General features: G+C 73.1%; 17 protein-coding genes. 6 read left to right on the plus strand and 11 right to left on the minus strand.

Features of this window, described 5'->3' with window-relative positions; genetic code table 11:
* Window positions 1–8: 8 nt before the first annotated feature.
* Genes BU204_RS06080 through BU204_RS06090 form a run of 3 tightly spaced genes read right to left on the minus strand, consistent with a single transcriptional unit; the run spans window position 9 to window position 2850 of the window.
* Window positions 9–1607 carry a hypothetical protein gene (locus BU204_RS06080; protein ID WP_075124543.1) on the minus strand — a complete coding sequence of 533 codons (1599 nt, stop codon included), beginning with the start codon at window positions 1605–1607 and terminating at the stop codon, window positions 9–11.
* Window positions 1604–2266: a hypothetical protein gene (locus BU204_RS06085; RefSeq protein ID WP_075124544.1), complete on the minus strand. Its 663-nt coding sequence runs from the start codon at window positions 2264–2266 to the stop codon at window positions 1604–1606. Before BU204_RS06085 ends, BU204_RS06080 begins: the two co-directional genes overlap by 4 nt.
* Complete coding sequence (locus tag BU204_RS06090; protein ID WP_075124545.1) at window positions 2263–2850, minus strand: RNA polymerase sigma factor; 588 nt, start codon at window positions 2848–2850, stop codon at window positions 2263–2265. The genes BU204_RS06085 and BU204_RS06090 overlap by 4 nt, the downstream gene beginning before the upstream one ends.
* Before the next feature lie 172 nt (window positions 2851–3022).
* Between BU204_RS06090 and BU204_RS06095 the strand changes: the two genes are divergently transcribed.
* Window positions 3023–3934 carry an aldo/keto reductase gene (locus BU204_RS06095; RefSeq protein ID WP_075124546.1) on the plus strand — a complete coding sequence of 304 codons (912 nt, stop codon included), beginning with the start codon at window positions 3023–3025 and terminating at the stop codon, window positions 3932–3934.
* 40 nt (window positions 3935–3974) lie between these two features.
* Complete coding sequence (gene ligA, locus BU204_RS06100) at window positions 3975–5966, plus strand: NAD-dependent DNA ligase LigA (protein WP_075124547.1); 1992 nt, start codon at window positions 3975–3977, stop codon at window positions 5964–5966.
* A 161-nt stretch (window positions 5967–6127) separates the two neighbouring features.
* Here the strand turns inward: ligA and BU204_RS06105 are convergent, their stop codons facing one another.
* From BU204_RS06105 to BU204_RS06115, 3 genes are all read right to left on the minus strand, one after another.
* Window positions 6128–6661 (minus strand): AMIN-like domain-containing (lipo)protein, encoded by a 534-nt coding sequence (locus tag BU204_RS06105; RefSeq protein ID WP_233159419.1) that lies wholly within the window; start codon window positions 6659–6661, stop codon window positions 6128–6130.
* 71 nt (window positions 6662–6732) lie between these two features.
* Entirely contained in the window at window positions 6733–7437 is a 705-nt protein-coding gene (locus BU204_RS06110) for an alpha/beta hydrolase (RefSeq protein WP_075124548.1), read from the minus strand.
* Between the two features lie 58 nt (window positions 7438–7495).
* Window positions 7496–8341, minus strand: a complete 846-nt coding sequence (locus tag BU204_RS06115) for a hypothetical protein (protein ID WP_075124549.1) — start codon at window positions 8339–8341, stop codon at window positions 7496–7498.
* A 136-nt stretch (window positions 8342–8477) separates the two neighbouring features.
* Between BU204_RS06115 and BU204_RS42145 the strand changes: the two genes are divergently transcribed.
* From BU204_RS42145 to BU204_RS06130, 3 genes are all read left to right on the plus strand, one after another.
* Window positions 8478–9362: a nitroreductase/quinone reductase family protein gene (locus BU204_RS42145; RefSeq protein ID WP_075124550.1), complete on the plus strand. Its 885-nt coding sequence runs from the start codon at window positions 8478–8480 to the stop codon at window positions 9360–9362.
* 71 nt (window positions 9363–9433) lie between these two features.
* On the plus strand, window positions 9434–10555 hold the full coding sequence (locus tag BU204_RS06125; RefSeq protein WP_075124551.1) for a sialidase family protein: 1122 nt from the start codon (window positions 9434–9436) through the stop codon (window positions 10553–10555).
* Between the two features lie 9 nt (window positions 10556–10564).
* The gene (locus BU204_RS06130) at window positions 10565–12754 is read left to right on the plus strand and encodes an exo-alpha-sialidase (RefSeq protein WP_075124552.1); all 2190 of its coding nucleotides are present in this window, start codon (window positions 10565–10567) and stop codon (window positions 12752–12754) included.
* Between the two features lie 7 nt (window positions 12755–12761).
* Here the strand turns inward: BU204_RS06130 and BU204_RS06135 are convergent, their stop codons facing one another.
* Window positions 12762–13364 carry an ABC transporter substrate-binding protein gene (locus BU204_RS06135; protein WP_075124553.1) on the minus strand — a complete coding sequence of 201 codons (603 nt, stop codon included), beginning with the start codon at window positions 13362–13364 and terminating at the stop codon, window positions 12762–12764.
* 168 nt (window positions 13365–13532) lie between these two features.
* On the opposite strand from BU204_RS06135, the gene BU204_RS06140 reads away from it, so the two are divergent.
* The gene (locus BU204_RS06140; RefSeq protein WP_075124554.1) at window positions 13533–13826 is read left to right on the plus strand and encodes a hypothetical protein; all 294 of its coding nucleotides are present in this window, start codon (window positions 13533–13535) and stop codon (window positions 13824–13826) included.
* 120 nt (window positions 13827–13946) lie between these two features.
* On the opposite strand, the gene BU204_RS06145 is transcribed toward BU204_RS06140, so the two are convergent.
* The 4 genes from BU204_RS06145 to BU204_RS06160 all read right to left on the minus strand — a co-directional run bounded on the left by BU204_RS06145 (window position 13947) and on the right by BU204_RS06160 (window position 20267).
* Window positions 13947–14297 carry a PRC-barrel domain-containing protein gene (locus BU204_RS06145; protein ID WP_075124555.1) on the minus strand — a complete coding sequence of 117 codons (351 nt, stop codon included), beginning with the start codon at window positions 14295–14297 and terminating at the stop codon, window positions 13947–13949.
* Between the two features lie 201 nt (window positions 14298–14498).
* A complete protein-coding gene (locus BU204_RS06150; protein ID WP_075124556.1) occupies window positions 14499–15071 on the minus strand; it encodes a DUF4865 family protein in 573 nt (190 codons plus the stop codon).
* A 22-nt stretch (window positions 15072–15093) separates the two neighbouring features.
* Window positions 15094–19833, minus strand: a complete 4740-nt coding sequence (locus tag BU204_RS06155) for an RHS repeat-associated core domain-containing protein (RefSeq protein WP_075124557.1) — start codon at window positions 19831–19833, stop codon at window positions 15094–15096.
* On the minus strand, window positions 19827–20267 hold the full coding sequence (locus BU204_RS06160) for a YbaB/EbfC family nucleoid-associated protein (protein WP_075124628.1): 441 nt from the start codon (window positions 20265–20267) through the stop codon (window positions 19827–19829). The genes BU204_RS06155 and BU204_RS06160 overlap by 7 nt, the downstream gene beginning before the upstream one ends.
* Window positions 20268–20280: the final 13 nt, after the last annotated feature.

Raw genomic sequence — 20280 nt, forward strand, 5'->3', positions numbered from 1 at the left:
GTGTCGGGTCAGCGCAGGCGGTAGGCGCGCACGATCGTCTGGTCGACGCTGTTCCCGGCGGTGTCCACCGCCCTGGCCCGGAGCGAGACGTGCCCCGTCGGCGGGTGGCGCAGCACCACGAGGCCGCTGTCGCCGGACAGCGTGACCGGGGCCCGCTGCCAGCTGGCGCCGTCGTCGAAGGAGGCGTCCACGGTCAGCGACCGCACCCCGGCCCGCACCGAGCCGGGGTTGCGCTGGACGGTCACCGTCACCGGGTGGAGGCGGCCGCCGGGTGCGGTGTTGGCCTCGTCCAGCCCCGCGTCGAACCGGACGACCTGAAGCGGCAACGGGGTCGTGCGGCCCGGGACGGGACCGGCGTGGCGGAACGCCCACTCCGCGCTGATCCGGGTGGACAGGTCGGTGTGGCCACGGATCGCCTCGGTGCGGAGCCGGTAGTCACCGGCCGGCGGCGTTCCCTCGACGAAGCACTCGGCCGGCCGGTCGGACTCGCAGACCGGCTGCCCGTCGCGGTAGCCGACCGTGTGCGCGCGATCCACCGCCGAGGAGCCCCAGACGTCGGCACCCGCGCTGTACAGCGGCACCCGGACGCCCAGGGCGCCGGGGTAGGCCACGGCCCACTCCACCAGGGACTCCGGGCCGGGCAGCGCCGGGCCGAACACCCCGCCGCCGTTCCACACCTCGCGGTACCGGTGGCCGGCCCGGTACGCCCGCGCGAGCACGGTCTGCCACCAGCGCGGCGGGTCCGGCGAGGGCGTCGTCTGCGGCGACAGCTCGAGCTGCCAGGACGTGTCCCGGGTGGTGAACAGCTCGGTGCGGACACCGGGCAGCCGGACGGGCAGCGACGGCGCGAGCGTGGACACGTTCGGCAGCCGGGTGTAGGTCGCGACGGCGAACTTCCCGCCCGACCGCTCGTCCTCCTGCGGCCGGTTGACCGTGTGCACCGTGGCCAGTTCGGCGTCCCGGACCCGCCGGGTCCCGGTGTACGCCCGGCCCGGGGTGAACCAGGCCAGGGAGTAGGAGTAGGGCGAGTCGGTGACCGCACCGTCCGCATCGGGTACGGCCAGCGTGAACTGCGCCGAGCCGACGAACCGGTCGGCGGGCGCGTCCGGACCGGTCTGGCCGGTGCCGACGTCCGCGAAGTCGTCGAAGAGGACGACCGGGACGCGGACGGTGCCCTTCCCGGTCAGCATCGAGGCACCGACCATGCCCTGGACCAGGCGGGCGTCCGGGCGCTCCACGGTCACGTCGACCGGCCGGGTGGTACGCGCGTCGAGGACGACCGTCGTGTCTCCGTTGAGACGCAGCCACGGCCTGGTCAGCCGGTCGGTCCGCTCCCCGGCGTGCACCGCGCTCTGCAGGAGGTAGTCCCCGCCGGGCAGTTCGACGCGCGCCGTGCCGCTCGGCTCGGACACCGTCGTGGTCGTCCCGTTCTCGTAGTCGGCGACGAACAGGTCGTTGTCGGCCGCGGGTGCGCCGTCGCGGCCGAGCATCACGACCGTGAGCTCGTAACTGGTCGCCGCCGCGGCCGAACCCGTCCCGGCGAGCACACCGCCGGTGACCGTCGTGCACAGGACCGTCGCGACCAGACGCGTCCGTCGGCGCCTCACCGGGTCGGCCCGCCCGGTCGGACCGGCCTCTGGTCCTCGGCGGAGACCGGTACGCACGGCAGCACCGGGCCCTCGACGACGGCCACCTCGATCGCGGACAGGCTCTGCCGCCCCGCCGTGGCGATCACCAGCGTCTCGCCCGAGGCGAAGTCCGCCGGCCGGAGCGTGAAGGAGGCCGAGCCGCCCGAGTAGTCGGCGCGGTGGTCCCCTTCACCGCCGGAATCACCGCCGGGACCACCGCCGCCCGAGCCGCCGGCCATCGCGCCGGCCGCGGCCTCGGCGTAGCGGGGCTGGCGGCACACCTGGCCGTCCGGCAGATAGTCCACCTCGGCCGGGATGCCGAGCTCGGCCAGCCGCCGCTCGAGCCCCTGGGCGTCGCTGACCTGCCTGATCTCCACTCGGATGGTGCCGTCCTCCTGCCGGGCGACGGCGTAGGCGCTGTCGCCGCCGAGAACAGAGGGCAGCACCACCGCGGCCGCGGCGCCCAGCGCCGTCGCGCCGACGGCGAGTGCCAGCCGCGGCCTCCAGCGGACCGGTCGGACCGGAACGGCCCGCGGCTGCTCCACTTCGGCCGGTGCCGCCGCGGCACGCTCCGCGACGATCTCCCGCAGGGCGACGAGCAGCCGGTCCTCGAACCGTTCGCGCTGGTCGGTGTTCACGGCAGAACCTCCGTCGGTGTCGCGATTCCCGTTGTGGCGGGGGTGAGCCGGTGGCGCAACTGCCGCCGCGCGCGGTGCAGCCGGACCCGCGCGTTGCTCGCCCGGATCCCGAGCACCCGCGCGGCGTCGCTGACCGGCAGCCCGTCCAGCGCGACCAGCTCCAGTACCGCCCGCTCCCCCTCCGGGAGCTGGTCCATGGCCTCGTACAGCCGCCGGGCGTGGGACTCCGCGTCGATCCGCGCCTCCAGCTCGGCGAGGTCGTCCTCGTCGAGCAACGCCCGGCCGGCCAGCCGCCCGGCCGCCCGGAGCCCGCGTGCGCTGCGCCGCCGGTCGGCGGCCAGCACGTTGCGGGCCACCCCGAACAGCCAGCGCGCGGGGTCACCCAGCTCCGGGCGGTAGCCCTCGGCGGAGTCGATCACCGCCACGAACACGTCGGCCGTCAGGTCGGCCGCGAGGTGGGGGTCACCCACCCGGCGGGCGATGAACCGCTGCACCGCCTCCACGTGCTCCCGGTAGAACACCTCGAACGCCCCCGCCTCGCGCGCGATGCGCCTCAGGTCGCCACCTTCCGATGTCCTCCTCATCCGTTCACCCGTCCCACCCCTGTCCGCGTCGGTGACCTCACGACAGCTCTTGGTCGGAGCGGGGCGGGACGTTACAACGGCGCGCTCCGGCTCGACTGCCCACAGTCGCGGTCGGGAGTGGACGGTGTGACGCCACCGCGCTCGCTGTCCCGGCTCGGGTTAGCCTGGCCTCGTGAGCAGGGATGACTCCGCCCGTGGGCGAGCCGCGGCGGCTCGAACGGACGTGCTCACCTTCGGCTGCGGCCCGATCGGGGCACGGGGCGACGCCGGGCGGACGGAGTCGCTGGCCGCGCTGCGCACGGCGTGGGAGGGCGGCATCCGGCACTTCGACACGTCGCCGAGCTACGGCGACGGCGCCGGCGAGCGACTGCTCGGCGACGCGCTGCGCGGGCTCCCCCGCGACCAGATGAGCGTCTCGACCAAGGTCGGCCGGACCCGTTCGGCCGCGCAGACCCAGCACGGCGCGGCAGCGGTGCGCTCCAGCGTGCACGGCAGCCTGTCCCGGTTGGGGCTCAACCGCCTGGACACGGTGTACGTGCACGAGCCGGACGACCGCCTCGACGTCGCGGTCAACGAGGCCTTCCCCGCGCTGGAGCAGCTCAAGGCGTCCGGTGTGGTCGGAGCGGTTGGCGTGGCCACCACCGCGCCCGAGACCGCGCGGTGGCTCGTCGAGCTGGGGGTGGTCGACGTGGTGATGATCGCGAACGCCTGGAGCCTCACCCGCCGCAACGCGGCGAACCTGCTTACCGAGTGCGGTGCGGCCGGGGTGGACGTGGTCGTCGCCGCGCCGTTCGACTCGGGTCTGCTGGCCCGCGACGAGCCGAACCGCGACGGCCGGTACCTGCACGGCCCGGTGCCCGACCGGGTGCTGGACCGGGTGCGCACGATGGCCCGCCTCTGCCACGACCACCGGGTGCGGCTGCCGCAGGCGGCGCTGCACTTCCCGCTGCGTCACAAGGCGGTGCGCCAGGTGGTGGCCGGCATGCGGTCGCCGGCGCAGGTGCGGGAGAACCTCGCGCTGCTGGCCACCCCGGTACCCGAGGTGCTCTGGCCGGCACTGGACCAGGTGGCCAGGTCCCGGTAGCCGCCCAGCACCGTCGGTGCGCGCGGGTAGCGTTCCGGTCGTGGACGCTCGGGAACGGATCCAGGAACTCGCCGACCAGGTCGTGGTGCTGCGCGACGCGTACTACCGGGGCTCGCCGCTGGTGGCGGACGCGGAGTACGACGCGATCGAGGACGAGCTGCGCGGGCTGGTCGAGGCCCACCCGGAGCTCGCGCCGGAGCCGAACCCGCTGGAGCAGGTCGGCGCGCCGGCGGTGCTGCACGCGCCGGTCCGGCACTCGCGGCCGATGCTGTCGCTGGAGAAGGCCACCCGCCCCGAGCAGGTCGCGGCCTTCTTCGACCGCTTCCCCGGCCAGCCGGTGGTGGTGATGCCCAAGCTCGACGGGCTGTCGCTGGCGCTGGTCTACGAGGACGGGCGGTTGGCCCGCGCCGTCACCCGCGGCGACGGGACGACCGGCGACGACGTGACGGTCCTGGTCCGGGCCCTGGTCGACGGGGTGCCGGAACGGGTCGAGGCGCCGGGCCGGGTCGAGGTACGCGGCGAGGCGGTGATGCTGCGCTCCACGTTCGCCGCCTACAACACAGCCCACCCCGACCGGCCGCTGATCAACCCCCGCGGTGCCGCCGCCGGCACCCTGCGCGCCAAGGATCCGGCCACGGTCGCCGAACGCCGCCTGCGGTTCTTCGCCTTCGACCTGGACACCTCCTCCGGTGGCGCCGAGACCGACCTGGCCGAGGGGCTGCTCACCCTGGGGTTCACCGCCGCCGAGATGCGACACTGCGCCGACGCCGACGCCGCCCAGACCGTCATCGCGACGATCGAGGCGCGGCGCAACGACCTCGACTACGACCTCGACGGCGCCGTCCTGCGGCTCGCCAACCGCGACGCCTTCGCCGCCGCCGGCACCCGGTCGAGCTCGCCCCGGGGGGCGCTGGCGTTCAAGTTCGCCGCCGAGGAGAAGACGACCGTGCTCGCCGACGTGCGCTGGGACGTCGGCAAGACCGGCAAGATCGCCCCCGTGGCGCGGCTCGAGCCGGTCTTCGTGGGCGGCACGACGGTCACCCGCGCGACCCTCGCCAACCAGGAGGTCATCCGGGCCCGCGGCATCCGCATCGGCGACACGGTGCTGGTGCGCCGTGCCGGCGACGTGATCCCGTTCGTCGCCGGGGTCCTCGACCCGGCCCGACGCACCGGCAGCGAGCGGGAGATCGTCCCGCCGAGTACCTGCCCGTCCTGCGCGCAACCGCTGACCGAACAGGGCAACAGCCGGGAGCTGTTCTGCACCAACGTCTCCTGCCCGGCGCAGACCGTCCGCCGCCTCATCCACTGGGCCTCAAGGGCCGCCGCGGACATCGAGGCGGTCGGTCCTGTGTGGATCGAGCGGCTGGCCGAGGCCGGGATCCTCGAGCGCCCGTCGGACTTCTACACGCTCACCGCCGAGCGGTTACTGGAGTTCGACCGCATCGGCGAGGTCTCCGCCACCCGGATGATCGAGTCGATCCAGGCCAGCCGCCGGGTCGGTCTCCGCCGAGCCCTGATCGGGCTGGCGATCCCCATGGCCTCCGAGGGCACGGCGAGCCGGCTCTGCCGCGCCGGCTTCACCAGCCTCGAGGAGGTCGCCGACGCCGGCGAGGACCGCCTGGTCGCCGTCGAGGACATCGGCCCGAAGGTCGCCGCCTCGCTGACCGAGCACCTCACGCGCCTGCGCCCCGAGCTGGCCAGGCTCCGCGAGCACGGCGTGTCCCTCGACGTGCGCGAGGAGGACCTCCCGCCCGTCGTCGCCGCCGACGCCCCCCTGGCGGGCAGGACCGTGGTCGTGACCGGCACCATCAACGACCCCCGCTCGGGTGAGAAGGTGCCGCGCCCCACGTTCCAACGCCTCTGCGAGAAGGCGGGCGCCACCACCGCGTCCTCGGTCTCGGCCAACACCGACCTCCTCATCACCGGCACCGACGTGGGCGCCAGCAAGCTGGCCAAGGCCGAGAAGCACGAGGTCCAGGTGGTCGACCAGAACGAGATCTGGACCCAACTCATCGCCGCCGGCCTGGCCTGAGCCCTCGGCCGGACCCGCCGGCGTCCCGGCCGGTGGGGCCGATCGTGTCGCGCGGGGCGTCGCGTCGCCGCCACCCACGTACCGAACCGACGTGGCACCCGGAGGCCGAGGTGCCTCAGCCCGTCTCCCCCGACGGGCCGAGGCCGATCACCGGGTTCGCGTCACCACTGATGCGCGACGTCCACGACGATCCTGTTCGGCACGGTGAGGACCCGGTACGGCAGCCGCGCGCGGACTCCCAGTCCTACCGAGGACGTGCCGTGGTGCGTGCCGGCCCAGGCGACCTGCCGGAAGGTCGCGAACCCGGTCGCGTCGACCAGCTCGGCCGGGTCGTCGAACACGTAGGTCGGCCGGTAGTCGTCGTCGTCGTGTGCGCGGGCGTGGACCGACACCTGCAGCCGGGCTCCGCCGCGCACCGGAACGACGGCCCCGCTGCCCTCGGCCGACACCGAGTCCACATAGGACACCCAATGCCCGTCGGCCGGACCGCGGAAGTCGAAGACCAACCGGTCGAAGCACTCGTGTCGCCCGGCTCGGATCCCGACCAGGTCGGCGGTCGCCGTCGGGTAGGCGGACTTCGCACCCGACCCCCAGCTCACCGCGCAGGAGCGGTCCCGCTGGGCCGCCGCCGTGCCGGGAGTGAGCCCGACCAGGACGACCAGCGCCGCCACCAGTGCGACAGTTCGAACCATCATGTGTTCCCCCGAAATCTCCGTACAACTCGGACACCATGAGGACGTGTCGAGCCCGGGAAGGGTTGCGCGGCTCAGGACGTGGCCGCGTCCGGGCCGGTGTGGAACCACGTCAGCGACTCGTCGATGATCTCGGGTGGGACGGTGTGCCCTCCGTCGAACTCGCGGTACTCGACCTCGTATCCGGACCGGCGCAGGGCCGGGACCAGGCGGCGGCTGCACCGGTCGATCGGCAGCACCCTGTCGTCCGTGCCGTGGCTGACAAACAGCGCGGGACGCCCGACCGAGGCGGCCGGAGCGGCGAAACCCGGCGAGTACGCCAGCACGTGCCCGAACAGGTCACCGTTGGAGATCCCCACCGACAACGCGTAGGACGCGCCGTCGGAGAAGCCGCCGATCGCCAGGCGGTCGAGGTCGACCGGGCACCGGGTCAGGGCCAGCCGCAGCGCGTCATCGAGGAACTCGACGTCCGTACCGAAGCCGCGGTCGACGATGAGGTCCCACGTGTGGCCGCGGGAGTCCGGCGCCAGGAGGAGCACCCCGTGCCGTTCGGCCGCCGCCACGAGCAGGTGCACCAGCTGCGCACCCGTGCCGCCGGCGCCGTGCAGGGCCACCACCAACGGCAACGGCTCGCCCGGGCCCGCGGACCCGGGCACGTGCAGCAGCCCGTCCCGACCCTCCCCCAACCCGAGCGGTGAGGTCCCCATCGGGGCCGAGAACGCCGCGGCGGGCGTCGCCCGGAGGTCGAGGCGTGCGCTGTCGTCGCGGCCCCGTCGCATCCGCCTCAACGTAGGCCCACGGATCCGGGTCCACAACCGGACCGGCGAGCCGCGGTGGTCAGGGCCGGTCCACCGTGAGCAGCAGCGGTGTGGTGACCCCCTCCCGCGCGCTCAGGTCGGCGAGGAAGGCACCCAGCCAGCCGAGCGCGTCCAGCGACCACTCGGCGAGCGTGCCGTGGAAGGTCGCCCGGTGCCCGGCCGGGCCGTACCAGAGGCGGTCGTCGAACGGGGGCGAGGCGGCCAGCGACGCATGGTCGTCGGCGGAGTGCGAGTCACACGCGAACACCTCCTGGTCGAGCCGGCCCACCCACTCCCGCAACCGCGCGGCCACCGCCGGGACGGCCGGGGAACGACCGCTGTCCAGAGTGACCCGTACCGGAGTCCGCGCTCTCCCGTCGCCGCCGAACCAGCCCGCGGTCAGCAGCGACGGCGCCAGTGCCGGCTCAGGACGCGACGAGACGTCCAGACCCTGCACCGGGACCAGCACCTGCACCGCGTCCAGCTCCAGCTTCCCCAGGCGCGCCACCACCTCCTCGACGCAGCGCAGGAACGGCTGCACCGGCAGCGGCCGTTCGGCGGGCACCGGTTCGGCACCGACCTGGAACCAGGCGACCGGGGCGGCGCCGGCGGCAGCGGGACGGTCCCGCCCGGCGTCGTTCATGCCCCACAGGCCGGCGGCCCCGGTCGGTCGCTCCTCGTACCCCGCCGCGCTCCGACGCACGACCCAGCCGATGTCGTCGAGCCAGCGCATGGCGAGCGAGCGCTGGTGGAACAGGGAGTACGCGTCCTGGTCCTGCCACGGATGCGACGCGAACCCGCCGTACACCGCGGCGAACAGGGTGCCCACGGGGCTGCGGACCCCGGGCGCGAGACCGGGACGCGCATCGTCGCTGTCAGCGCTCATTCAGACTCCTCCGCCGGCGGCCAAGGCTACAGCGGCAAGATCGTCGACTTCGCCTGTGCCGTCGACCGCTCGGGGGTCACTTCCGCTACAGTAGTTATGCGCATAACAGTTATGCGCATAACTAATGGAGGAGTCCATGGAGCTCGAGCAGGCCTACCGCCTCAACCAGGCCATTCGACTGCTGAGCCTGCGCCATCGGGCCAGGGCCGCAACGCTGCTGGCCCCGCTCGGCCTGCACACCGGGCAGGAGGTCCTGCTGCTCGAGCTCAGCCGCTCGGGGCCGATGATCCAGGCCCAGCTCAGCGACCTGCTCGGCTGCGAGCCACCGAGCGTCACCCTGATGACCCGCAAGCTCGAGGCATCCGGTCACCTGCGCCGCTCCCCCGCGCCCGACGACCGACGGGCCAGCGTGGTCGAGCTGACCGACAGCGGCCGGGCACTCGCCGCCGAGGTCAGGCAGCTGTGGCGGGCGCTGGCCGAGGAGACGGTCGCCGGGCTGCCCGAGGAGACGGTGGACAAGCTGCCCGCGCTCCTCAACACCCTGACCGGCAACGTGGACCCGAGGCACGCTCGGCGCCGGCAGGCGTCGGCGCGACCGGCGTTCATCGAGGAGCACCTCGAGCGGATCGTGCGCACCGGCACCACCGATGGCGTCACGATGAACGGCAGCCCCACCGTGCTGCTCACCTACCGTGGCGCCAGGACCGGCAGGACGTGGAAGACCCCGCTGATGCGGGTCGAGCACGAGGGACGCTACGCGGCTGTCGCCTCCAAGGGCGGCGCACCGACCAACCCGCTGTGGTACGCCGGCCTGCTCGCGCACCCGGCGGTCCAGCTCCAGGACGGCACGCTCACCCGCGACTACCTGGCGCGCGAGGTGTTCGGGGAGGAGAAGGCGCTCTGGTGGCGGCGCGCGGTCGAGGCCTACCCGGGATTCGCCGAGTACCAACGAAAGATCGAGCGCCAGATCCCCGTCCTCGTCCTCGAACCGGTCAGCGCCGAGAGCTGGGGCGCATCCTAGACCTATTGACATGGAACGCTGTTTCAGATGCACTTCCGCGCGGCCCTTTCACCTGCCGGAAGGTGTGATCGATGAGGATCAGCGTCCTGGTGACCGTCGTACTCGGGTTGTTGCTCGCGCTCGCGCCGCCGGCCGCCGCCGCGCCGGTCGCCCAGGTCGTGGTGCCCGGCGGCCCGTGCGGCGACGCCGACCTCGGCGTCGACTGCGAGGCCTACTTCCCCGACCTGGTCAGGGATCCGAAGGGCGACGCCGACGACCTGCTGATGGTGTACCGGTGGTCCAGCGAGCACACCCGCAAGCCGAGCCAGCTCCGCATGATGCGCAGCCGCGACGGCGGTGCCACCTGGACGCAGGCCACGCCCTTCGTCGTCGCCGACTCGACCGGGGTCGACTTCCGCGACCCGTCGCTGACCGCCATGCGCGGCGGACGGCTGCTGCTCTCGTACTTCACCACGACCTCGACCGGCTCGGTCCTCGCCACCGAGGTCCGCCGGCGCGACGCCGACAACACCGCGTTCTCCGCGCCCGCACGGGTCTGGTCGAGCACCCTGCCCAGTCCCGTGACCTCGGCCAAGATCGTCGAGATGACCAACGGGCAGTTGCTGATCCCGTTGTACGGCACCCCGTCCGCCGGCGGACCGCACCACGCCGTCGTCGTCGCGAGTGTGGACGGCGGCGTGACCTGGGACGGGCGGGTCACCGGCCGGCAGAAGACGATCGCGTCGGGTTCGCTGTGGTACCAGGAGCCGGCGATCACCGAGGTCGCGCCCGGACACGTACGCGCGCTGATCCGGGTCGCCACGACGAGCCCGTCGGTGTCGGGCAACGCGGTACAGAGCGACTCGTACGACAACACCTACATGAACACCTGGTCCAACCCGTCCTCGCTCGGCGTCCCCATGCACGGCCCGGAACTGCTCGCGGTACCCGGCACAACCTACGTGCCCTACCTGTGGAGCCAGCCGAACGCGTCCAGTGGCGCCACCAACCGCCCGACCGTGATCGCGGTCCGGCGCGGACAGGTTCCCTGGGCGGACACCCCGCGGCACACGCTGTACAACCCCGGCACCACCAACGACTCCGGCTACCCCGGCACGGTCGCGCTCGACGCCAGCCGGCTGGTGACCGTGGTCTACGACAACGCCCGCCGCGCCGCCCTCGTCCTGCGCTACCCGCTCTCCGACGTCGACTGAGGAGCACGCATGTCCCGCGTCACCACCTTCGCGAGTGCCGCGCTCGGCTTCGGCACGGCGGTCGTGCTGCTGGCCACCGCGAGTGGCTCTGCGGCGCCCGGGGCGCCGAGCGCGGTGAACCCGCTGCCCACCGGGGACGGCGCCGCGCCATCCGCCTACGCCTCTGCCACTGGTCCACTGTGGAACGTGCTGAACTGGGGGCCGGGTCCGCGGGCGGCCAATCCGTCCGCGTTCGCCATGGACACCGTCGTCGACGGGCGGACCGAGCAGCAGGTCCTCGTCTCCTCGTCCGCGAACGACGACGTCGCCAGCGCCGACTCGGTCAACAACATGTCGACCTCGCTCGACTCCGGACTGTCGTTCCTGACCACCCAGCGGAACGCGCCGACCGGTGCGTTCAACATGGTGCGACTGGACGACGGCTCGCTGCTGTCGATCGACTTCATCCCCGAGTGGCGCGACGAGGCGCACAGCGGGATCAACCTGAAGGTGTGGCGCTCCACGGACGCCGGCGCCACGTGGAAGCTGACCAGGGCGCCGTTCACCCCGCCGCCCGGCAAGGTGCTCGGCGGCAACCGAGGGCTGCGCGTGCACCGGGAGGCACTCCTGCTCCCCGACGGGACGATCATCGTGCCGGCCTACCTCGCCTACGTCGGCGAGCGGCAGGCCAGCATCGTCCTCCAGTCCACCGACCGGGGCAGGACCTGGACCCAGCGGGGGCAGATCCCCGCGCCGCTGGCCACCAACGAGGTCGGCTGGACCTTCACGACCGACGACCGCCTGCTCGCGGTGATGCGCACGGCCGAGACCCCGGCCCGGCTGCGGACGAGCTCCTCGAGCGACCAGGGTCGGACCTGGACCCAGGCCGAACCGCTGGTCGGCCCGGACGGGGCGCAGGTCGTGGGCATCAGCCCGCACCTCGTGCTGCAGCCCAACGGGGTGCTGCTGCTGGCGACCGGCCGCCCGGACGGCCGGGTGTACGTGAGCCACGACGGCACCGGACGCGCCTGGGACGAGCAACGGCTGGTGCTCTCGCGGTACCCCTCGGAGACGGGGAACGGCCGGTACGACGGCACGAGCGGGAACAACTCGATCGTGAGCGTGGACTCCGACCGGAGCGTGTTCTTTGGCGACTACTGCGCGGTGTGGGGGTGCAAGGCGTACCACGAGCAGTACGGGATCTACGCGTCCTACGTCAGCGCGGTCACCCCGGGCACGGGCAAGATCGACCTGGAGACCAAGGTCCGCACCGGGACCGCGACGCTGACCGGCGACTTCGCCGGACGGGACCGGCGGTTCCCCGAGCAGCGGCCGGAGGGGGCCATCGACGGCAGCTCACGGAAGCACTCCGCGGCTGTGCTCGCGAAGCGGCGGGGGACGCCGGCGATGGTCGTGTCGTTGGACCGGGAGTACCCGGTCGAGCGGATCGGCCTGATGCTCGGCGACGGCCGGCCCTCGTCGGCCACCGTCTCGCTGTCCGCCGACGGTCGCGAGTGGACGCCGGTCGTGCGTGCGGACGGGGTGCGCGACCACGCGATGCGCTACACCGAGCTCACCCCGCGGCGGGCGAGGTACGTGCGGGTCGAGGCACCGTCGGGGACGCGGGTGACGGAGCTGGAGGTGTACGCGGCCGGTCTGCAGACGTTCGAGAACGACCTCGAGTACGCGGTGCCGCGCGGGTTCGTCGAGGCTCGCAACACGACGGTGTCCGACCAGGAGCTGCGGGGCGCGGACAGCCGCGCGTCGCTGCGCCTGTTCGACAAGTTCCTCGACGACAACGCGACGGCCACCGCGGTGGCACCGGACGTCGAGCGCCAGGTGCTCGCGTTCACCTGGGCCACCAACGACTTCCGCGGCCCGTTCACGTTCTCCGTGGGTGGCCACCGGGAAGGCAGGCGGGTCGAGCCGTGGCGATTCCGCCTCCAGCCCGGGGCCACCCAGACCCTCGAGGTGTTCGAGGGCGGCGCCTGGAAGCCACTGGGCACCCTGGCGAAACCCATCCCGACCAACACGTGGACCCCGTTCGTCGTGGACGCCACGACAACCTCGGCCACCGTCCGGATCGGCGACCAGGAGCTCACCGCAGCCGCACCCGCGCAGGCCGCGGACACCCTGTCCGGCACGACGTTCACCACCGGCGACCCGGTCAGCTACGGCATGACGTTCTTCGTCGACGACCTGACGATCGGCGAGGGGTAGGTGGTCATCAGGACGTGGCTGCCAGTTCGGTGAGGACGGTGTCGAACCGCTCGACCAGCTCCAGGGCGGTGCCGAGCGACGCGGCACCGGACAGCACCGGCCACACCCGCCCGGCATTGACCGCGGGCAGCTGGGCCCACAGCGCGTTGCCGGTCAGCGGCTTGTTGTCCGGCGCCTCGGTCAACCCGTCCGGACCGGACGGGACCAGCAGCCCGCCGCTCTCGGCGAGCACCGGGATCCGCTCCATCGCGAACTCCTGCGTCGGCTCCGGCTGGGACACCGACGGCTCCGCGAGCTTCGCTCCACAGTCGACCAGCACCTTCGTGTCGGTCCACTTCTCCCCCAGCGTCCAGAACGTGGTGTCCGACGCCGCGTGGGCGAAGGTGAACGTGTACCTGCCCAGCACGTCCGCGTGCCTGGTCCTGATCTCCGCGCACGCGGACTCGTACTCGGCCAGCAACGCGTCCGCCTCCGCGGTGCGGCCCAGCACCTCGCCCAGCCGGGTCGCGACCTCGGTCAGCGACAGCTGCTGGAAGCTGATCGCCTGGCGGGCGGGTCGCGTCCGCGTTGCCCGATCCCCCGCCGTCGTGGTCGCCACACCGCCGCCCAAGTCGCCTCGTCCGCGCCCAACCAAGGCCAGCCTAAGCAAAGGTGGTCCTCGCACCCCCTGAGCAATGAACTTCTCCCCCCGTGCAACTCACGGCCCTCCCGGCGCCCGGCGCTTCCTAGGGTGCGATCGACACACCCGAACAGAACTTCCGAGGGGACAAGCAGAAACATGCGGAACAACCTGCTCACGGCGGCCGTCCTGGTCGCCGGCACGCTCACCGTCCTGGCGTCACCGGCGAGCGCGAGCGAGGGCCCGGGCTCCCTGTGCACGACGGTCGACCCGACCCCGGTCTACGCCAACCGCGACTTCACCGGCTACCTGTTCACGCTCAGCCCGGGCCGCGGCTTCCGCGCCCACAGCGGCTGGGGCGTGGACTCGACGCTGCTGGGCGCCTACGGCCACGGCGCGGAACGCCCGGACCGCGACGGCTACGTCCGCGGTCACCACCTGCGCGGCTGCTGAACACCCGGCACGAGGACGAGGGCGTCAAGGGCCACCTCCCGCCGGAGGTGGCCCTGATCGTCTCGGGCGACTGCTCGGCCCGCTCCCCCGCTGGACGCCGTCCGCCAGCCGGTGCGCGGGTCAGCGGCGGGCCAGCCGGCGTTCCGCGCCGGAGCCGTAGTCCAGCTCGTAGTAGACGAAGACCGTCGGTTCCTCCGCCACGACCAGCTCGCCGTCCACCTCGATCGAGGGGGCGTCCCGGACGAGGTCCTTGGGGTAGCGCACCCGCACCGCCTTCGGCGTGACGGTGGCGCCGAGCGCGGGGACGAACACGAGACGCTGGCGACCGAACATGCCGACCTTCACCGTCAGGAAGCTCGGCTGGTCGGTGATGGTGTCGACGTACACGGCGTCCAACGACCCGATCGACTTGTCGGCCGGGTCGACGACCTTCAGGCCGATCCAGTCACGGAGGTTCTCAGCGGGGAACATGCGGTCTGCTTACCCGGCCTCCACCTGCACAAACGTTTCAGTCCGAGCGGTGCGGCCCCGGCCAGGCCTGGCTCGACATGGTCCGCGTGCGCACGACCCTGCCAGCGGCCCAGATCACCAACGCGTCGCTGTCCCGGTCGTCGACCGTCTCGACCCCGCCGCGACGACCCGGCCGGAGTGCTGGACGAGTGAGGACCGGCCTCAGCGCGGCAGGTCGCCGATCCCGGGTGCGGAGAGGTGGTGGACCCGGTAGGTGGTCCCGTCCTCGCCCTCGGGGGCACGCCCGAGCAACCGCAAGACCACGGCCTCCCACCGGACGGTGTCGACCGCCCAGGCGACGCTGTGCGTACCCGGCTCCGCCGCGGCCGCCCGGGCGAGGTCGTCGACCCTGTCCGCCTCCCGCTGCGGGTCGAGATCCGGCCCGAACGGCACGCTGGTCCTGACCGCGTGGCTGGGCGCGTCCCCGATGCCGTCTCCCGGCCGGAAGCGGCCGCCGACCCAGGTGCGGACGACCGGACGGCCGAAGTCGCGGACGATGCCGCCGAACCCCTGGCCCTCCCAGTGGAACGCGGCCATCGCGGCCGGGTCGTTCCACAGGTAGAACGGCGCGTAGGCGTTCACGGGCTCCCCGTCCGCGATGTCGCGCACCAGGTAGGCCTTCAGCCCCAGCCCGGCCCGACCGTCCAGAGCGGACCCGCGCTCGGCGACCCGACGGCGGATGACGCCCATGTCGTAGTCGGCCGGCAGGCCGATCTCGTACTGGGCGGCGATCATCTCGGCCTCCGACGGGCAGCGCTCACGTCCTCCTCCCGCCGCCCGAGGAGGCACCACCGCCGGAGCTGGAGCCGCCGGCACCACCGGCACCGCCCTGCGGGTTGACCGGGTGCCAGGCCGGCCACGGGCCACCCTGGTTGGCGTAGCCGGGGTCGCGGGGGTCCCAGTAGCTGCGGTGGGCGCCGTTGTGCGGACCGGGGTCGGCGAACCGGGGCTCGCTGGCACCGCTCGCGTTGGACCGGCCCCGGTCCTCGATGCCGTGGTAGGTGCCGGTCTGCCGGTTGTGGTCGATGTTGGTGTCCCGCGGGTTGCGCATGCCGTTGTTGTTCCAGTGGGCGCTGGCCGACGGCTGGTGCCCGAGCACGCCGTTGCTGTGGCCCTGGATCGTACCGGTCTGCCGGCCGCTCGGCGAGCTCGCGCGGAAGCGCCGCCGCTCGTTCATCAGCCACCGGCGTTCCTCGGTGCGGTTGCGGAACCGGGGCGGTGGCGAGACCGCGGCCCGCCGCCAGTGCGGCAGCATGTTCGTGTGCGAGTGGGACGGGTTGTCGTACCCGGCGGCGTGCCGCCGGCTCGCGCTGCCGTAGCGACCGCCGCTGGCCCCCTGCTGGTAGGTCGTCCCGCCCGGTGACTGCTCCCGCCGCGGCGGGCGGCCGCGGCCGGGACCGCTGCCCGCGCCGCGTCCACTGCGGCAGCTCTGCGAGGTCAGCCCCAGCGGGTCGGCGAAGGCGTGCGGGTTGTGCACATAGGCATGCGGGTCCGGGCCGCCGGTCAGGCCGATCGGGTCGGGGCTGAGGTAACGGGCCAGCGTCGGGTCGTAGTAGCGGTGGTAGTTGTAGTGCAGGCCGGTCTCCGCGTCGAAGTACTGGCCCTGGAAGCGCAACGGCGTCGCGCCCGCACCGCCGGACTCCTCGACCATCACCCCGTACAGGCTCATCCGGGCGAACCACTCGATGCCACCCTGGTCGTTGACCAACTCCGCCGGCGCGCCCGAGGCGTCGGCGACGATCGCCGAGAACCGCTCGCCCTGGCGTTGCAGCAGGGGGCGGTAGGACTCCGGCTCGTAGTCCCACACGGTGATCTCGGTGCCGCCCGGCCCGAACCGGGCCTGCTCGACCAGCACGTCGTCGTCCCAGGTGAACTCGACGCGCTCCAGTACCGCGACCCCGTCCGCGGCGACGTGCTCCTTGCGCACCCGGCGGCCCAGCGGGTCGTAGGTGTAGCGCCAGGTCGTGCCGGAGGGCGTGTGGACCGCGACCAGCCGGTCCTTCGGCCCCCAGGTGAAGCGCCAGACCCGGGAGCCGCCGTGGTCGCGGGAGACCATCCGCCCGCACTCGTCGTAGGTGTAGCGGACTCGCCCCGCGAGCGTGACGACCGAGCCGGGGCCGGACCGCGTTCCCACCCGGTCCTCCCCGGCCGGAGCCGGCCAGGCGGCCTCGGCCAGGCGGCCCGCGGCGTCGTAGGCGTACCGCTCGGTCCACCGCTGGGCGGCGACCGACGTGACCCGGCCCCGCACGTCCAGGCCGAACGTCCGGGGGCCGGTCAGCCGGTCGTCCACATGGGTCGGCAGGCCGTCCGGCCGGTAGCGGTAGGACCGCTCCTGACCGAGCAGCCCCGCCGCCGTCACCACCATCTGCCCGGCCACTAGGCCGGCGGGGGTCCACGAGTGGAGCACGGAGGCACCCGACCCGAGCGTGCGGCGGATCTCCCGGCCGGCGAGGTCGTACTCGAACCGCATGCTCCGGCCGGCGGCGTGCACCGCGGCCGGGTTGCCGGCCGCGTCGTACTCCCAGACGCTCTCCGCCCCGGAGGGGGTGCGCCGACGAACCCGCCGACCGGCCCGGTCGTACTCGGAGTGGACAGTGCGGCCGTTGACCGTCTCGGCGCGCACCCGGCCGACCGCGTCCCGCGCGTACTCCACCCGGGTGGTCCCGTCGTCCATGATCAGCAGGTGGCCGACGTCGCTGTAGGTGTACCGGGTGCGCTGGGCGCCGGTGACCTCCTCGACGACATTGCCGAGCACGTCCCGGTGCAGGGTGACGGTCTCGCCCGCCCGGTTGCGCACCTCGGTCAGCTGGCCCGCGGCGTCGTACCGGTAGTCGATCGTGGCGCCGCCGAAGTCGGTCTCCCGCACCAGGTTGCCGGCGGCGTCGTACTCGTAGCGCCAGACCAGGCCCTGCTCGTTAAACACCGCGACCATGCGCAGCTCGGTGTCGTAGGCGAACTCGATCCGGCTGCCGTCCGGGTTGACCTGGGCCGCGGGGAGGTCGAAGTGCGTCACCTCGGAACGGGTGACCGCGGCGGCGGCGTCGGTGTGCTCCCGGTTGTTGCCCTCGCCGTCGAACAGCCACCGCTCCACCGACCCGTCGGCACGGCGGTGCCAGGCGAGCGCACCCTCGACGGTGTAGCCGAATCGCTCGACCGCACCCATCGGGTCTGTCACCGCGACCAGCCGACCGAACTGGTCGTGCTCGTAGGCGGTCACCGCGCCGCGGGGGTCGGTCACGGTGACCGGCAGCCCCGAACCGTCGGACACCACGGCCAGCGTCACGCCGGCGGGATCGGTGACCGACGCGAGGTGGCCCCACTCGTCGTAGGTGTAGGCGGTGGTGGCACCGTCCGGGTCGACCACCGCCGTCACGTTGCCGCGCTCGTCGTACTCCCAGCGGGTCTCCACCCCCGGGGCCTCGACCAGGTGCACCGGCAGGCCGAACTCGTTGCGCGCGATGAGCACCTCGGCGCCGTCGGGACGCGCGATCGCGACCACGTTGCCCAGCTCGTCGTGGCGGTAGCGGGTCTCGCGGCCGAGCGGGTCGGTCTCCCGGAGCAGCCGGTCCCGCTCGTCCCACTCGAACTCGGTCACCGCGCCGAGGGGGTCGACCTCCCGGACCACCTGGCCGTACTGGTTCATGTGGAAGGTGGTTCGGTGGCCGAGCGAGTCGGTGGAGTGGGTGACCCGGTTCGCCTCGTCGTACTCCATCGTCCCGGTGAGACAGCCGCCCGCACCCTCAGTGCGCACCACGCGCCCGGCGTCGTCGTAGACGTAGCGGTACCACTCGCCGTTGCGGTCGGCCCAGCCGACGATCCGACCGGCGTCGTCGTAGGTGAACCGGAACGGGAGACCGGAGCCGTTCGTGACCTCGGTCAGCCGGCGGCCGGTGTAGCCGTAGCGGACCAGCTCCAGCTCACTGCCGTCGGCGGCCACCGTGGACAACCGGGTGACCAGGCCGTCCTCTGTGGTCAGCCGGAGCCGGTAGCCGCCGCTGTGCCGGACCTCGGTCGGCACGCCCTCGTCGTCGCGCTCGAAGACGATGTGGTCGCCGTTGCGGTCGCTGATCGACTGGATCGGGAGCACCCCGGTGCCCGAGCCGAAGAACAGCAGCCGTGCCCGTTCCCGGTCCTCCAGGACGAAACCGCCCTCCGGCTCCTCGGTCAGCCGGCGTGCCGGGCCGCGTTCGGCACTCACCCACGCCCCGTCCCGCGGCCGGGGGAAGACCTGGATGGTGCCGTCCGCGGCGGCGAAGCTCACCTGGTCGGCGTGCACCTCGAGCCGCTGGTCCACAGTGGACATCCAGCTGGTGCCGAACCAGCGACCCGTGCGGTAGGACGAGAAGTACGCCCGTTCGAAGACCAACGGCAACGCGCCGAGGAACTCCGCGTCGACCTCGTGCATCACCATCTGCCCGGTCGAGACGTCGATCGGGTCCTTCTCACAGCGGAGGTTGTCGATCGACCGCGGGTTCGGCCCCTGGTCCCGCAGCGAGTCCCCGGACCTTGGCTTGGGCCCGGCGTCGGGACCCGACCTCGGGTTGCCGTTCGGCGATCCGCCGCTAGGCGCGGTGGTCCCGTCGCCGCCGGGCTTCGGTTCCGGCTTCGGGTCCGGCTTGGGTTGGGGCGTGGCGTCGGGGCCGCCCCGGGCGCCGGAGGGCGTGGTGCCGCCGCCGCCGGGTGAGTCGATGCCCTTCGGGGTGGAGTCGATGTCCTTGGGCTTGGGCGCGGGACCGGGCTTGGTGTCCTTGATCTTCTTCAGCGCCTTGGCGGCGTCGTCGAAGAGGTCACCGGCCCGCTTGAGCAGCGGCACCAGGTTCTTCATCGCCTGCACCAGGCGCTTGACGATGCTGGCGATCTGCGAGGCGACCTGGGCGACCTTGGCGATGACCTTGGGCACGACCCAGACCAGACCGATACCGAGGGTGAACACGACCTGCAACGCCCAGCTGATCAGGCTGCCGACGAGGTCGGCGATGATGTCCCGGACCAGGCTGCGCACCGCGGCGACCACCTCACCCGCGGTCGCGATGCCGCTGGCGGCGCCGTCGGCGCCCTGCTGGGCGGCGTTGATGAGGCTGACGGTGTCGTCGGTGCGCTGCCGGTAGGCATCGGCGGCAGTGCCCTGCCAGCTCGCGGTGTCGCTGGTGACCATGCCGGCCAGGTCCTCGCCGACGGCGCCGAGCTCCTTCGCGACGTTCTTCCACGTCTCGGAGTGCGCCTTGATCTCCGCCGGGTCCCCGGCGAGGCCGTCCAGCGCCTCCTTGAGCGGGCCGACGTGCTCGATCAGCCAGCCGACGCCGTTGGCGAGGATCGCCGCGAACGGGTCCAGCGCCATGCCGAGCACCTCGAGCGCGGTGCCGACCGAGCCGAGCGCCACCGAGGCCCAGTCGCCGCTCTCGATGGCCTTCTTGAGATCGGCGCCGGCCTCCAGGAGGGGCATGCCGGAGTAGGCCTTGGTCTCGTCCTTGGCCTCGGCCACCAACGGGTTCACCACGGCGCGTTGTCCTCGTCATCCTCGGGGGGCGTGCGGTCCTGGTGCTGGGCCGCCGGTGGCGGCGGCGCCTCCTCGTCCTCCTCGTCGTCCATGCGGGGGAACCTGGTCCGCAGGGCGTCGAGCATCTCCGTCCTGGTCTGCGGGTCCTCCTCGCCGAGGTGGCCGCTCATCACCTCGCTGACCCGGTCGGCGATGCCGGACTGGGCCCGCCGCATGGTGTCCAGGATCTGCGCGGCCAGCTCCTCCGGCGGCATCGTCCGGACCTTGTTCCCCAGCTCCAGGGCGGTGACGTTGCCGTCGGCGCCGACGGTCACCCGCACGACGCCGCCGGGACCCGACGCGGTGAGCCGCAGCTGCTCGGTCTCCGCCTGGGCGGCCTGGTAGCGCTGCGCCTTCTCGGTGAAGCCCTGGGCCCACCGGTCGATCCCGGCCATCACCTCGTCCGGG

It is taken from the genome of Actinophytocola xanthii, assembly GCF_001921205.1.
GTDB classification, from domain to species: domain Bacteria; phylum Actinomycetota; class Actinomycetes; order Mycobacteriales; family Pseudonocardiaceae; genus Actinophytocola; species Actinophytocola xanthii.

Bases quoted from the DNA above. Each gene is read 5' to 3' on its own strand.
- BU204_RS06090 (WP_075124545.1), bottom strand. From the start codon at position 2,850: ATGAGGAGGACATCGGAAGGTGGCGACCTGAGGCGCATCGCGCGCGAG.
- BU204_RS06105 (WP_233159419.1), bottom strand. From the start codon at position 6,661: ATGATGGTTCGAACTGTCGCACTGGTGGCGGCGCTGGTCGTCCTGGTC.
- BU204_RS06110 (WP_075124548.1), bottom strand. From the start codon at position 7,437: ATGCGACGGGGCCGCGACGACAGCGCACGCCTCGACCTCCGGGCGACG.
- BU204_RS06115 (WP_075124549.1), bottom strand. From the start codon at position 8,341: ATGAGCGCTGACAGCGACGATGCGCGTCCCGGTCTCGCGCCCGGGGTC.
- BU204_RS42145 (WP_075124550.1), top strand. From the start codon at position 8,478: ATGGAGCTCGAGCAGGCCTACCGCCTCAACCAGGCCATTCGACTGCTG.
- BU204_RS06125 (WP_075124551.1), top strand. From the start codon at position 9,434: ATGAGGATCAGCGTCCTGGTGACCGTCGTACTCGGGTTGTTGCTCGCG.
- BU204_RS06130 (WP_075124552.1), top strand. From the start codon at position 10,565: ATGTCCCGCGTCACCACCTTCGCGAGTGCCGCGCTCGGCTTCGGCACG.
- BU204_RS06140 (WP_075124554.1), top strand. From the start codon at position 13,533: ATGCGGAACAACCTGCTCACGGCGGCCGTCCTGGTCGCCGGCACGCTC.
- BU204_RS06145 (WP_075124555.1), bottom strand. From the start codon at position 14,297: ATGTTCCCCGCTGAGAACCTCCGTGACTGGATCGGCCTGAAGGTCGTC.
- BU204_RS06150 (WP_075124556.1), bottom strand. From the start codon at position 15,071: ATGATCGCCGCCCAGTACGAGATCGGCCTGCCGGCCGACTACGACATG.
- BU204_RS06160 (WP_075124628.1), bottom strand. From the start codon at position 20,267: ATGGCCGGGATCGACCGGTGGGCCCAGGGCTTCACCGAGAAGGCGCAG.